The organism is Methylococcales bacterium (assembly GCA_030949405.1).
GTDB lineage: Bacteria > Pseudomonadota > Gammaproteobacteria > Methylococcales > Methylomonadaceae > WTBX01.
This window is the reverse complement of record JAUZSN010000002.1, coordinates 535,570-549,004: the sequence shown is the minus strand read 5'-3', so window position 1 is coordinate 549,004 and position 13,435 is coordinate 535,570. Positions and strand designations below refer to the sequence as shown.

Sequence of the window (13,435 nt, the reverse complement as noted above, 5' to 3'; positions counted from 1 at the left end):
ATAATAAGTCCACGACTCAAATATATGGGTTACGTTAGGAACGTAAAATTAAATAACATTCCAAAAAATAATTCGCTTTAAACGACCAACTCCCTCTTACGCCGCTAAGTTTTGGATACTTCATCCCTTATCGGGCTAAGCTGTTTTAAAAGTTGCTTAATAAAGAGAACCTTTTCTTCCAGATCGGTAAGTTTTTTCATTATTTTTAACTGCTCCATCCCTTTCAACTGATAGCATGTCGCCTGTGTTTGCACTAATATAATTAATTGTTCGCTATTAATCGTCGTTTTTTTACTAAAAACAAACCGCCCGCCGTCACTATTAAATTCAATTTTTTTCAAATTCAATGCCTTAGCGCGTTGTTTAATTTCACTGACAAAAAACAAGGCTTTTACAGCCTCCGAAAACAGGCCAAATCGGTCGATTATTTCAATTTTTAACGCCTGTAATTCTGCGTGTGTTTCCATACTTGCAATTCGTTTATATAAAACTAATCGCGCATGAATATCAGGCAAATAATCATCAGGAATTAACGCGGGAACGTGTAAATTAACTTCAACCCCCGTGTCTAAAGAAAGTTCGAGTTCAGGTTGATGACCTGATTTTAAAGCACTGACCGCTTTTTCTAATAATTCAGTATACAGTGAAAATCCAACCTCTTGAATTTGACCACTTTGTCCATCGCCTAATAACTCACCCGCCCCACGGATTTCTAAATCATGAGAGGACAACATAAAGCCCGCCCCTAAATCCCCAGATGCTTCAACCGCTTCTAAGCGTTTTATGGCATCTTTAGTCATCAAACTTTTAGACGGAACAACAAAATACGCATACGCACGATGATGAGAGCGTCCGACTCTTCCCCGTAATTGATGTAATTGTGCCAACCCTAATTTATCCGCGCGGTTAATAATAATGGTATTCGCCGTTGGTAAATCAATGCCACTTTCAATAATTGTCGTACTCAATAATAAATTAAAACGCTGATGATAAAAATCCAGCATAATCCGTTCTAATTTTCGCTCAGGCATTTGCCCGTGTGCAATTTCGATGCGCGCTTCTGGAATTAATGCTTCCAATGTTAACGCCATTTTTTCCATGGTTTTAACGTTATTATGCAAAAAGAAAACCTGCCCTCCGCGTTTAATTTCTCGCTGGCAGGCTTCTTTTATTTGAGCATCAACCCATTCACTAATAAAGGTTTTAATCGGATGACGATTAGGCGGCGGCGTGGCAATAATTGAAATATTACGCAACCCTGACATCGCCATATTTAAAGTACGTGGAATAGGGGTGGCGGTTAATGTTAATAAATCTAATTCACTTCTTAATTTTTTAAAATGTTCTTTTTGACGAACACCAAATCGATGCTCCTCATCAATAATGACTAAGCCTAATTGCTTGTATTTAATCGTTTTTAAAAGTAATTTATGCGTGCCAATAATAATATCAACGGTCCCTATCGCTAATTCATCCTTCACTTTTTTTTGTTGTTTAGCGGTCACAAAACGCGAGGCCACTTCAACCCGTATCGGCCAATCCGCAAAACGGTCACGAAAATTTTGAAAATGTTGCTGCGCTAATAAGGTCGTTGGGACTAAGACCGCGACTTGTTTCCCACTTTGTACCGCAATAAAAGCCGCCCGCATCGCAACTTCTGTTTTACCAAACCCTACATCCCCACAAACCACCCGATCCATCGGTTGAGCATTTTGCATATCCTCTAAAATAGTTTCAATGGCTGTTTGTTGATCGGGCGTTTCTTCAAAAGGAAAGGCTTCCGAAAAGGATAAATACTCATCTGCATCAATTTTAAATGCATGTCCTGATTTTAAGGCGCGTTGGGCATGAATATCCAATAACTCTGCGGCCACATCCCGTACGCGAGCAATCGCTTTTTGTTTTGCTTTCGTCCATTGATCGGCCCCTAATTTATGCAAAGGCGCGGTTTCTGCACCCATCCCTGTATAACGACCAATTAAATTTAATGAGGTAACGGGAACATAAATTTTGTCACCTTTTGCATACTCAAGGCTTAAAAATTCAGCCTTAACGCCACCCACCGTTAATATCTGTAAACCCAAATAACGACCCACCCCATGCTCCCTATGGACAACGGGATCACTCAGGGTTAATTCATTCAGGTTATTAACCATATTTTCCAGCTCTTTAACCGCAGACTTCCGCCGTTTTCGCTGCTGGATTTTTTCGCCTGATAATTTATTTTCAGGAATAATCGCAATCGCTGGGTTTTGTAAATAAAGGCCTAAATATAAAGGGGCAACCAATAAACTTACGGGATGTTCTGACTCTAAAAATTGCGCCCAGTTTTTTACTTGTTTAAAACGGAACCGATAGTGCGTAAGTTTCTCGATTAAGGCTTCTCTATGCCCCGCAGTTTCCGCAATTAATAACGTTTTTCCATCAAAATTTTTAATAAAATTTTGCAACCGCTCCGCAGGCTGCTTTAACCGACCATCAATCATCAAATCAGGTAAATTATCACCACTAAAACTAATCCCTTCATTTTCAAGCTCATTACTTAAAATAATACGTTTAAAAACATTAATACGCTCTAAAAAAATCGCTGTTTCTAAAAATAAGTGTTCTGGGTTAAGAATCGGGCGTTCAAGATCATATTTTCGTTGTTCAAAACGAACCTGTGCCTCGTCATAAAAATGGGTAGCAATCGCTTCAAATTCAGCGGGTAAAACTAAAACACTACTCTCAGGTAAATAATCAAATAAGGACTCGGTATGATTCACAAATAAGGGTAAATAATACTCGATTCCACTGGGCATAATCCCCTTACTCACATCAACGTATAAACTATTTGATGCAGATGTTTTTGGAAATTTCTGCCTAAATTGTTGACGAAAGAGTTTTATTGATTCATCGGTTAAAGGAAATTCACGTGCAGGAAATAATTCAATACGCGCCACCTTTTCAAGTGACATTTGAGTTTCAACATCAAAGGTTCGTATTGATTCAATTTCATCATCAAATAATTCGATCCGATAAGGTTTAGAGCTGCCCATCGGAAATAAATCAACAATGGATCCACGTACCGCAAATTCAGCATGTTGATAAACTTGGGAGACACATTGATAACCGACACTTTCAAGCTTTCGACGGTTTAATTCTAAGTTAAACGTTCCACCCACCGCCAAGACAAAGCTATGAGCAAGAACATGCTCTCTTGGGGCTAAACGGTGCATTAACGTCGCTAATGAAATAACAACCGCGCCACGCTTAGTTTGCGATAATAACGCTAAGGTTTTTAATCGTTCTGAAATAATTTCAGGTAACGGAGAAAAGACATCATACGGTAACGTTTCCCAGTCAGGAAATTTTAAAATCGGGTATTCATCGTCTAAAAAAAAAGCTAACTCATGTTCTAATCGTAAGGCAGTCTGAGTATCGACCGTAATAATAATAAATAAACGATTTTCATTTTTAATCGCGGACGCTAACGCTAACGCATCACTGCATCCTTTTAATCCTGACCAAACAACGGGTAGTTTTGGTTTATGAGGAATTTTAGGCGAAAAAATAGAATAATTTTGATTGAGCATGAGAATCAGTTAAGCAGAACACAAAGGGAACCGTAGGCAAAAAAAGAGGCGTTAATAACTATAGTCTTCATTATTTAAAACCATCACCGCATCCATTTCGACTTCAACCCCTTTAGGGAGTGCAGCAACCCCAATAACCGCTCTTGCAGGATAAGGCTTATCAAAATAGCGTTCCATAATTTCATTGACCATCGGAAAATGCGATAAATCCGTTAAAAAAATGGTTAACTTAACAATATTGCTTAAATCCCCATTAGCCGCCTGAGCAACTGCCATTAAATTATCAAATACCTGCTGAATATGTGTAGAAATATCACCTTGAACAAGCTCCATTGTTGCTGGCACTAAGGGAATTTGTCCTGATAAGTAAACGGTATTATCTACTCGCACGGCTTGTGAATAAGAGCCTATTGCCTGTGGAGCCGCTGTTGTCTGAATAATTTCTTTTTTCATTTTACGCTTTAATTCGGGTTAATTTTAAAACAATAGGAAGTTTTTTCAGTTGCCGCATAATGGCCGCTAAATGCACTCGATCTTTTACCGAGAGCATAATTAAATCAACTGAAATTTTATCATCCTGATTAGCAACATTGACATTTTCAATATTCGATTCCATTTTAGAGATAATAGCCGAAATGGTCGCTAATGTCCCTCGCTGATTCATCACTTCTAAGCGAATTCCCGTGGAAAAATCGCCACCCGCCTCCTCACACCATTCAACGTCTAACCATGTGGTTTGTTTTTTTCTAACCTCATAACTATTACGACACCCGTGATGATGAACCACAATCCCCTTACCTGGGTTAAAATAACCGACAATAGAATCACCTGGAATAGGATGACAGCACTTAGCTAAAGCAACAACCATTCCTTCTGTTCCTTTTATCGTGAGCGGCGTTTTATTCCCTTCATTATTATCCAATTTTACAGCCGCATAAATATCATCCTGTTTAATACGTTTCGCCACTAAAAAAGGCATTTTGTTACCCAGCCCAATGTCTTCAAATAGCGCATCCACCGACTTTAATTTCATCACGGTTAATAATTCCTCCATTCTTTCCGTAGGAATTTCATCTAATGACGACTCTAAATCGTGTAATTCTTTTTCTAATAAACGCCGTCCTAATTGAATGGCATCCTGTTGCTTAAAATGTTTTAAATAATTACGAATACCCAATCGCGCTTTTGCAGTCACGACATAATTAAGCCATGTTGCATTCGGTCTTGCCCAACTCGTGGTAATCACTTCAACGGTAATTCCATTTTCTAAGGGCGTTTGGAGTGAAACTAATTGTTTGTCGATACGGGCCGAATTACAATGCGTTCCAATATCGGTATGAACGGCATAAGCAAAATCAACCACTGTTGCCCCACGCGGTAACTTTATAACCTGCCCTTGAGGCGTAAATACAAATATTTCCTGTGGAAATAAATCTATCTTTAAATTTTCTATAAACTCTAAAGAGTTTCCTGCGGCCTGCTGCATTTCAAGTAATTCTCGCAACCATTCATTGGCTTGCGCTTGAAAATTATAATTACTCTTATCTTTATATAACCAATGTGCCGCAATACCTGATTCGGATATTTTATGCATTTCATAGGTTTTAATTTGAATCTCTATAGCAACACCATAAGGGCCACTTAGCGTTGTATGCAACGCTTGATAACCGTTGGCTTTTGGCAAGGCGATATAATCTTTAAATCGTCCAGGTATCGGCTTATATAAATCATGTACCCCCCCTAAAATACGATAACAGCTATCAACTTCTTCCGTAAAAATTCTAAAGGCATACACATCAAAAACATCTGAAAATGATATTTTTTTACGCTGCATTTTTTTATAAATACTGGGAAGATTTTTCTCGCGCCCGTGGGTATCACAATCTAAATGAACTTCCGTTAAACGATTTTTAATGGCATTTTCAATCGTTTCAATAATCTCTTTACGATTACCTCGCGCTTTTTTAACCGCATGTTTTAAAATTTTATGGCGCAAAGGGTACATTGATTTGAAACTTAATAGCTCCAATTGATGTCGCATTTCATTCATGTTCAAACGATTCGCAATGGGAACATAAATATCCATTGTTTCTTTGGCAATTCGTCGTTTTTTAACTGCGGGCATCGACTCTAATGTTTGCATATTATGCAAACGATCTGCAAGCTTTACCATAATGACACGTAAGTCCACCGCCATTGCCAAAAACATTTTACGCACACTTTCTGCTTGAGTTTCGGCACGCGACTTACCATCAATTTTAATTAGCTTCGTTACACCATCCACTAACTCAGCAACTTGCTGCCCAAATTCTACTTCAATATCCTCTTTAGTTATGGAGGTATCTTCAATAACATCATGTAAAATAGCTGCAATAATGCCATGCATGTCCATTTGCATTTCCGCTAACAAAATAGCGACTGAAACGGGGTGACAAATATAAGCTTCACCACTTTTTCTAAATTGTCCCTGATGCGCTAAACGTGCATAATCATAAGCCGCAACAACATTATCTATTTGCGGCCGCTCTAGATAACGCTCTAAAATTAAACTTAAAAGCCGAATTAATTTACATTCGGGTTCTTCAATTTTATTATCCTTGAGACTTATTTGCATAAAAAACTCGTTTCGTTAAATATTAATACCCGATAAATGCACTTCGCCCACCTGGTGTAATAGCGCGATGTTATCATCCGTGACTTCGCCTTGAGCAATTTCTCGCAATGCAAGTACGGTATCTTTATCTTTACCTCTTTTTACAAAAGGCTCTGCCCCTTTACTAAGCTGACGCGCCCGCTTACTTGATAATAAAACCAGTTTAAAACGATTTTCTACATGCTCTAAACAATCTTCAATAGTTACTCTAGCCATATTTTTAATCTCTTTATTATAAAATTTCAATCATTTATTATTCTTTTATCTAAAGAATAATCCTTCATTATATAAAAAAACCATCGTTTTCACTAATGGATATTTTTATTTTAATCATTTCCCTCTTCCAGCATAAAAAAAACCCTCACTACCTTACGATAGTGAGGGCTTATCCCTATCTAAAAACAAATGTCCTTAGATATTTTCCATTAGATGAAAGATGGGATTAATGGTGCGTCAACCTGAACCATTTGACGGTTACCTTCTTCATCAAAGAAGAATAGTAAACCAGCAAAACGGCTGTCTGGATCATAGATCAAGTCAGCTAAACGGTAAACTTCCCATGCAGCATCAGAAGCTGTTACTTCAACAGTTCTAGTCTCACCTGGAGCTAGAGGGCTGTTATCAGAAACAGTTAAACCTTCTTCTGCTAATAGGTCATCAGGATAACCTGATTCGTCTTCATAAACACCAGCATCTAAGAAACGTACAGAAGCTGTCATGAATTCGCCTAATTGAACCGCAACATCACCGTTATTAACGATTGTCAAAGTCATTTGCATAGCACGACCTGGAACACGGTAAGTAGCATCATCAACTTTAACAGATACTGTAGGTGTAGGCATTTCGATAGGCTGAATACCACGCATCAAGCCTGCTTGAAGAGGCGTTGTTACAGGGTAGTTATCATTTGTAGAGCCCATAGACGCTGCAACAATAACAACAGTTGCTAAAGCAAAAGCCATACCAACTTTCTTATCAGTAGCTGAAATTAAAGTATCAGCTTTGCCATCAACGATTGCGAGGCTACGAGGAATAAACATTGGGCGTTTAACCCAAAATGCCAACCATGCTAAGCCAATCGCATACCAGAAAGCATGCCAGAAATAGATATTATCTAAGGCATAATCTTCTAAGTTAATTGTTTCGCCAGTCAATGTTACGATTGGGTTAACAAATTCGCCCATAGATCCAGTAATAGTTACCCATTTACCTGGACCAATAATTGGACCACCACCTTGAACGTTCATCATCGTATGAACATGCCAGTCACCAGGGCGACGAGCTTTTAGTAATACTTTAAATTCATAAGTATCACCTAGTTCTAAACTTACTGAACGAGGAACTAACTGCCCACCGATCCAAGAACCCGCACGTATAAATACAGGTCCTGGAATACCGATGTTCAAGAAAGCAACTTCTGGTTTATCAACTGTTTCAGGCCAACCCGCGAAAACGTGGAATTTACCTGAAATTGTCATTGTCTCGTTAATAGCCACTTCGTCTTTTGACCAGTCAAGGTCAAACCAGTGAATCGTACGCATACGCATAAAAGCGGCCTGCGACTTTTCACCGTGAGCCGAAGCTGTTGGCGTATATAACATCGCTGCTGAAAGTGTTGCCAACAGCGCGACAAAGGATAGTTTAGAAACTTTGTCTTTGATTATTTTCATATATCCTCCTCTATTACTAGAGAATCTATTTGTAGATTATATAACTGGTAGTAAACAAAATAACACTACCAGCTCTCAATTTAGCTTTATTTATTACTTATTTCTATAGTTCGTCATCAGCGATGAAGTCTGTTTTAGAGAACCATCTGCCGAAGAAATGCCACAAGAAATAAATAATGATAGATACAAAGCCAGAGAAGAACGCTGATACAGGAGCAACGTCTTTACCGAAAGTTCTTAATGTACCTTTTTCAACCATTCTGATGTACTCAGGAGTACCAGTACGTACGTAATGGTAACCTTGTAAATCAGCTAAAGTCATCATCATACCATTGTACTCAACAGGTACGTGTAATGGTGCAATGATTGGCCAGTTACCTGGGTAGAATAATAAACCCCACGCTAAACCACCAACAACAGCAGTTAACGTCATGCTTCCACCAAGCATTAAGATTACGTCAAGAACAATAGCTCCTGGAATCAAGTTAGATGGGAAACAAAAGTTTACTGGGAAATAAGTCCATCCCCAGAAGTTTAAGTATCTGTTAATCCACTCACCTAACATCAAAGCAACAACAGAAATTGTTGCACCGATAGGCAAGCGATAACGCCACCATAACATAGATTGAACGGCTGCTGGAAAAGTAATCGAAACGATAGGTGCTACAGTTACCCATAAACGTCTATCTTTCCAGTCACTCCAAAAATCCCAGTCACCACCAGTCAACATATAGTGGATGTGATACCCACCAAGAACCGCGGTGAATAATGTAAAAAGAATCATCCAGTCAAACGTGCGAGAAACTTGTACCGCTTCCGCACGAGATCGTACAGCTGATTGAGATGCGCTCATTAGCTTACCTCCTAAAAATTAAAATTATATATTTTTTTATTTTAACTATCTCTTTTATTTCTACACGTTTCAATCAAAGATTGAAACGTGCGGAGGAGATAGTTTATTACATCAAAAAGATATTAACCGATTAAGCTAAATCTTTCTTAAGTAATTTTGAAATTGCCATAACTTCTGTATTTACAACACCCATGATAGCAAGAGCTGCCCATCCAAAGAATACGAAACCGTAATGCAATGGAGCAACAAATAACTCTTCCATAAACCAAAAAGTGTGTCCCCATTCGTTCAAGCCAACATTTGGAAGAATCATGAATGGACCAATTACAGCAACAGTATACATTAAATGCATACCTTGTTGATATGTAGGCAATCTTGTTTTTGCATACAAGAAAGCTGATACACCAGTAATGATGTAAATTGGGTATGACAAATAAAATTCGATAATATGACTTGGAGTGAAATCAGTATCACGAACGATTGTTTGATGCCAAGTACCGTCTTGCTCTGTAAAATACGAAGCGCCCCAGTAAATTGCCCAACCGTACATTACCAACCATGTCCAATGAGTAAAATGTCTTCTTAACTCTTCACGTGGAGTAATAGACATTACTTTACGATCACGAGATTTCCAAATATATCCCCATAATATAGAAGCAGTTAATACTTCTAATACTATTTCAATATATAAAAAATTCATCCAATATGTTTCAAACTCTGGTGCAAATGAATCTAGACCTGCAGACCATCCGTAGACACCTTCGTACCAACGAACCCAAACGTAAAAAACAAAATACAACATCAAACCACCAAATAGGTTCTTTTTGTTTAATAACGGTGCTTCTGCAGCATCAGCCTTAACTGACTCAGTTGTAGCAGCCATTTCTACCTCCTAAATATTATTAAAATTCTTAACTAGTTAACTAGTTAAGAGCTTCTTTGTCTATTTCCCTATATTTAAATCACACAATACTGCTGCAAGCAGAATTGAGACCACAGCATCCTTGTGTGGGGTTCGAGTTTACCAGTTCGAGCTACTATGTCAAGATAAAAAAAAATCTTATACATTTGTATAATTTTCTTTACCTTAAGTCTTACTAAAAATTTTATAACTCACTGAACTGGGGTAATGTTTGTACGACTCATTTCAACATGATTAATTCATTTTTGTTAAAATCTTTTTTTTAAATCCAAACTCGCTTTAATCATGAATCCAAAACTTAAGTTTCCTATTCTCATCATTGGTATAGTTCTCTTGCTTGTCTTTCAAGCAAAAGGCGTTATGCCTGTTGTTTATGACGTTGTTTCCTCTGATATTTTTCTCGAAGACTCACCCGATGAAGCAAGCCAAATGAGTATTTCCAATGAAATGACAGCATTTGCCTTTAACCATTGTAATACTTATATTAAAGAGGATATTGATACTGATTTTTCAGTGAATTTTTCAGAAAAACCCACCAACGTTTGGTCAATGGGAAACTATCAATACATTGTTAATGCCGAAATTGAAATTACACCTGCAGATGGGGTTAGTTTTATGAGGACCTACGTCTGCCGTATTAATTATTCTGAAAAAGATGATTTATCGGCTGCTAATACTCTTGATAACTGGTCAGTTAACGGTCTTTCTGGATTAGATAACCTCTAAGAGTTCATTATTTAACCTCAAGGGTTAGGAGTAAATAGCCCATATTTACTCCTTTTCAATCGTTAACCTTGCTTGCATAATAAGCAGCACCCAACAAGGCCGCTTCCGCATTCGTACAAACCTTAACAGGCATTTGCGCTAAAAGCTCATGGTAACGCCCTTTTGCCAAAAAACCTTTCATTAGCACGCCTTGCTGAATAATAGGCAATACTTTAGCTGCAATCCCTCCCGCTAGAACCACCCCCCCATAAGGCAGACATTTAAGCGCAAGGTTTCCAGCTTCCGCGCCATAAATTCGGCAAAAAAGAGTCAAGGCTTTGACACATAACGGATCATTACCCTTGATTGCATTTTGGCTCACCACCGCTGCGGAATCAGTTGTTTGCATCTGTAATTCCGTTTCATCATTCACTGCAAAATCACTTTTTTGTTTTAAAAATTGATAAATTTTGACCAATCCATCTCCCGAGACAATTCTTTCATAGCTTACATGTTCGGGATAACACGCCATTAAATAGCGCAATAATAAAATTTCTTCTTCATTTGTCGGTGCAAAATCGGTATGCCCACCCTCCGTTGCCATCACATGGTAGCTTTGTCCATTCCAAACAATAACCGCCTCACCTAGCCCTGTTCCCGCCGCTAAAATAGCAATATTACCCGGTCGTGCAACAGCTTGAGGATTTAAACTTACAAAATTTTCAGCTGATAAATTAAGTATACCCCATGCGGTTGCCTCTAAATCATTCAACAAAACAACATGTTCTACACCAACTTGTGCTTGAATTTGTGATGTTTTTAATACCCAAGGCAAATTAGTCGCCTTACAAACACCTTCCATAACAGGCCCTGCCACTCCAATGCAGACAGCAGTAATTTTTTCATTATTTAAAAATTCTACTAACAATGACTCAAAGGTTTTAAACTCATCACTAACAAAGCGTTGTTTTTTAATACATTTTAAGTCATCCCCTTGCTGCTGATATAAGGCTAATAACGTTTTTGTCCCCCCTATATCCCCCGCAAGAATCATTCTTTTGCCTCATAATGATTAAATACTTGGCTTTCATTATTTTTATCAAACCCAATCACTTTATAAGCATCTACTTTCGTTCCCATTTCCATTCCGGGTGTACCTACAGGCATTCCAGGCACAGACAAACCCACAATATCCGCCTTAATGTTTAATAACGCTTTAATATCTGCGGCAGGAACATGACCTTCTATCGCATAACCATTAACAATGGCCGTATGACATGAGGCCATATTTTTAGGCACATGATATTTATCTTTAACCGCCTGCATGTCATGACTTAAAACATCACTGACTTGAAAATTAGATTTTTTTAAATGCTTAATCCATCGTCCACAACAGCTACAAGAAGGGTCTCGATGAACCGTAATTTCAATTGGGTTAGCCATCGAAGGTTCAGATATAGTCGTTGATGTTTCCGCATAACTTCCAAAACTTAAGGCCCATAAACCTGCTATTAATACTGCTTTTATCATTAGAATCCTCTTAATTTATTATTATCATTTACCTATTTTATAATAAAATGGCTTACCTTATCCAACCAACATTAAGGGGATTAAGAGGTAGCAGACTAAACTAATTAATACAATAGCGATTAAATTAAGCCCCAACCCAACTTTTACCATCGCTAACACTTTCACCTTACCACTTCCAAAAATAATCGCATTAGGCGGAGTTGCAACAGGAAACATAAAAGCACAAGAAGCGGCAAGTGTTGCGGGTAACATTAACCAAATAGGTGAAATATTAAGAACGTTGGCTGTCGAAACTAAAATCGGCATAACTAATTGAGTCGTTGCTGTATTAGACGTAAGCTCCGTTAACAAACTCATCCCTAAAGTTACGGTTGCTACCAATACAGCCAAGGGTACGTTATTAAGATCTTCGAGCTGTGAAGCCAAATAAGTCGATAAACCACTTTCAGAAAACCCATAAGCTAACGCAAAGCCGCCTCCAAATAACACAACAACCGCCCAAGGTAACTGACTAAAAACAGCTTCATCCAATAAAAATGTCTTTTTTATCGGAGTTTGAGTCGGAATAATAAATAAGATCATCGCCATGCCAATAGCAACGCTCCCATCATCAATCAACGAACCAAAAGTTAAAAATTCGCCCCAGCCTGTTAAAACAACCTCGCCTAGCTGTAAACTTTTACGCGTAATCCATAATACTGTTGTTATAACAAAAACAATTAATACCGCTTTTTCTTCAAAACTTATCAAACCTAATCGGTTTTTTTCTTCTGCAACCCAGTGTTGTAACTGATTTGAGCGGGGGTAATTTTTGTAAATACATGATAAAAATAATCACCAAAAGACTTATCAGCATTAACAACAACCCAATAGGCACCGCAATGAGCATCCACTCAAAAAAACCCATTAATTCCCCCATTGTCATTTCATAAAAACGCGCAAAAACTAAATTGGGAGCCGTTCCAACTAAGGTCATCATGCCACCTATAGATGCGGAATAAGCAATGGATAACAAGAGTCCTACACTAAATTTATGTAATTCTTCAACCGTTAAAATCGTTTCACAACGTGCAAGAATGGCCAAGGCAATCGGTAACATGACTAAGGTTGTTGCTGTATTTGAAATCCACATTGACAACATCGCCGTTGCCATCACAAACCCACAGACTAACCGAGTAGGATGCCCTCCAAATAAAACCAAAATAGTCAGGGCAATCCGCCGATGCAAATTCCAACGTTGCATCGCCAAAGCAATCATAAACCCACCAATCAGTAAAAATACAATAGAGTTCATGTACTGCCCTGCCGTCGCTTTAGTTGATGCAATTCCTAAAATGGGAAATAATACCAACGGTAACAAGGCCGTCACTGCAAGTGGAATTGCTTCTGTCATCCAAAATACCGTCATCATGAGCGCGACGGCCGTCATAGATTTAATCGATTCTGTTTCACCAAAATCAGTAAAACCTATGACTAAAACAGGTAAAATACTTCCAACAAATAAGCCTATTTTTTTCGATAACAAAA

The 13,435-nt window shown here is 38.2% G+C and carries 12 protein-coding genes; 1 reads left to right on the top strand and 11 read right to left on the bottom strand.

Annotation, left to right across the window (positions count from 1 at the left end; genetic code table 11):
• Positions 1-104: 104 nt before the first annotated feature.
• The 7 genes from mfd to amoC form a co-directional block, all read right to left on the bottom strand.
• The gene (mfd, locus tag Q9M50_02850; protein ID MDQ7089567.1) at positions 105-3,575 is read right to left on the bottom strand and encodes a transcription-repair coupling factor; all 3,471 of its coding nucleotides are present in this window, start codon (positions 3,573-3,575) and stop codon (positions 105-107) included.
• 51 nt (positions 3,576-3,626) lie between these two features.
• Positions 3,627-4,028, bottom strand: coding sequence for a RidA family protein (locus tag Q9M50_02845; protein ID MDQ7089566.1), 402 nt, complete (start codon positions 4,026-4,028; stop codon positions 3,627-3,629).
• Position 4,029: 1 nt separating this feature from the next.
• Positions 4,030-6,189, bottom strand: coding sequence for a RelA/SpoT family protein (locus Q9M50_02840; protein MDQ7089565.1), 2,160 nt, complete (start codon positions 6,187-6,189; stop codon positions 4,030-4,032).
• A gap of 15 nt (positions 6,190-6,204) precedes the next feature.
• On the bottom strand, positions 6,205-6,444 hold the full coding sequence (rpoZ, locus tag Q9M50_02835; protein MDQ7089564.1) for a DNA-directed RNA polymerase subunit omega: 240 nt from the start codon (positions 6,442-6,444) through the stop codon (positions 6,205-6,207).
• Positions 6,445-6,653: 209 nt separating this feature from the next.
• Complete coding sequence (amoB, locus tag Q9M50_02830) at positions 6,654-7,898, bottom strand: bacterial ammonia monooxygenase, subunit AmoB (GenBank protein MDQ7089563.1); 1,245 nt, start codon at positions 7,896-7,898, stop codon at positions 6,654-6,656.
• A 103-nt stretch (positions 7,899-8,001) separates the two neighbouring features.
• The gene (amoA, locus tag Q9M50_02825; protein ID MDQ7089562.1) at positions 8,002-8,751 is read right to left on the bottom strand and encodes a bacterial ammonia monooxygenase, subunit AmoA; all 750 of its coding nucleotides are present in this window, start codon (positions 8,749-8,751) and stop codon (positions 8,002-8,004) included.
• 130 nt (positions 8,752-8,881) lie between these two features.
• Positions 8,882-9,634 (bottom strand): bacterial ammonia monooxygenase, subunit AmoC, encoded by a 753-nt coding sequence (amoC, locus tag Q9M50_02820; GenBank protein MDQ7089561.1) that lies wholly within the window; start codon positions 9,632-9,634, stop codon positions 8,882-8,884.
• Positions 9,635-9,958: 324 nt separating this feature from the next.
• On the opposite strand from amoC, the gene Q9M50_02815 reads away from it, so the two are divergent.
• Complete coding sequence (locus Q9M50_02815) at positions 9,959-10,399, top strand: hypothetical protein (protein MDQ7089560.1); 441 nt, start codon at positions 9,959-9,961, stop codon at positions 10,397-10,399.
• Positions 10,400-10,454: 55 nt separating this feature from the next.
• Here Q9M50_02815 and glk read toward each other — a convergent pair whose 3' ends face one another.
• The 4 genes from glk to Q9M50_02795 are packed head-to-tail and all read right to left on the bottom strand — an operon-like array spanning position 10,455 to position 13,433.
• Positions 10,455-11,432 carry a glucokinase gene (glk, locus tag Q9M50_02810; GenBank protein ID MDQ7089559.1) on the bottom strand — a complete coding sequence of 326 codons (978 nt, stop codon included), beginning with the start codon at positions 11,430-11,432 and terminating at the stop codon, positions 10,455-10,457.
• Complete coding sequence (locus Q9M50_02805; protein MDQ7089558.1) at positions 11,429-11,908, bottom strand: DUF411 domain-containing protein; 480 nt, start codon at positions 11,906-11,908, stop codon at positions 11,429-11,431. The genes glk and Q9M50_02805 overlap by 4 nt, the downstream gene beginning before the upstream one ends.
• A 57-nt stretch (positions 11,909-11,965) precedes the next feature.
• The gene (locus Q9M50_02800; protein ID MDQ7089557.1) at positions 11,966-12,658 is read right to left on the bottom strand and encodes an SLC13 family permease; all 693 of its coding nucleotides are present in this window, start codon (positions 12,656-12,658) and stop codon (positions 11,966-11,968) included.
• Entirely contained in the window at positions 12,645-13,433 is a 789-nt protein-coding gene (locus Q9M50_02795; GenBank protein ID MDQ7089556.1) for an SLC13 family permease, read from the bottom strand. The genes Q9M50_02800 and Q9M50_02795 overlap by 14 nt, the downstream gene beginning before the upstream one ends.
• Between the last annotated feature and the right edge of the window lie 2 nt (positions 13,434-13,435).

Excerpts from the sequence above, each read along its gene's own strand:
- mfd (MDQ7089567.1), bottom strand. The coding sequence starts at position 3,575 with ATGCTCAATCAAAATTATTCTATTTTTTCGCCTAAAATTCCTCATAAA.
- amoA (MDQ7089562.1), bottom strand. The coding sequence starts at position 8,751 with ATGAGCGCATCTCAATCAGCTGTACGATCTCGTGCGGAAGCGGTACAA.
- amoB (MDQ7089563.1), bottom strand. The coding sequence starts at position 7,898 with ATGAAAATAATCAAAGACAAAGTTTCTAAACTATCCTTTGTCGCGCTG.
- Q9M50_02840 (MDQ7089565.1), bottom strand. The coding sequence starts at position 6,189 with ATGCAAATAAGTCTCAAGGATAATAAAATTGAAGAACCCGAATGTAAA.
- glk (MDQ7089559.1), bottom strand. The coding sequence starts at position 11,432 with ATGATTCTTGCGGGGGATATAGGGGGGACAAAAACGTTATTAGCCTTA.
- amoC (MDQ7089561.1), bottom strand. The coding sequence starts at position 9,634 with ATGGCTGCTACAACTGAGTCAGTTAAGGCTGATGCTGCAGAAGCACCG.
- rpoZ (MDQ7089564.1), bottom strand. The coding sequence starts at position 6,444 with ATGGCTAGAGTAACTATTGAAGATTGTTTAGAGCATGTAGAAAATCGT.
- Q9M50_02815 (MDQ7089560.1), top strand. The coding sequence starts at position 9,959 with ATGAATCCAAAACTTAAGTTTCCTATTCTCATCATTGGTATAGTTCTC.
- Q9M50_02805 (MDQ7089558.1), bottom strand. The coding sequence starts at position 11,908 with ATGATAAAAGCAGTATTAATAGCAGGTTTATGGGCCTTAAGTTTTGGA.
- Q9M50_02845 (MDQ7089566.1), bottom strand. The coding sequence starts at position 4,028 with ATGAAAAAAGAAATTATTCAGACAACAGCGGCTCCACAGGCAATAGGC.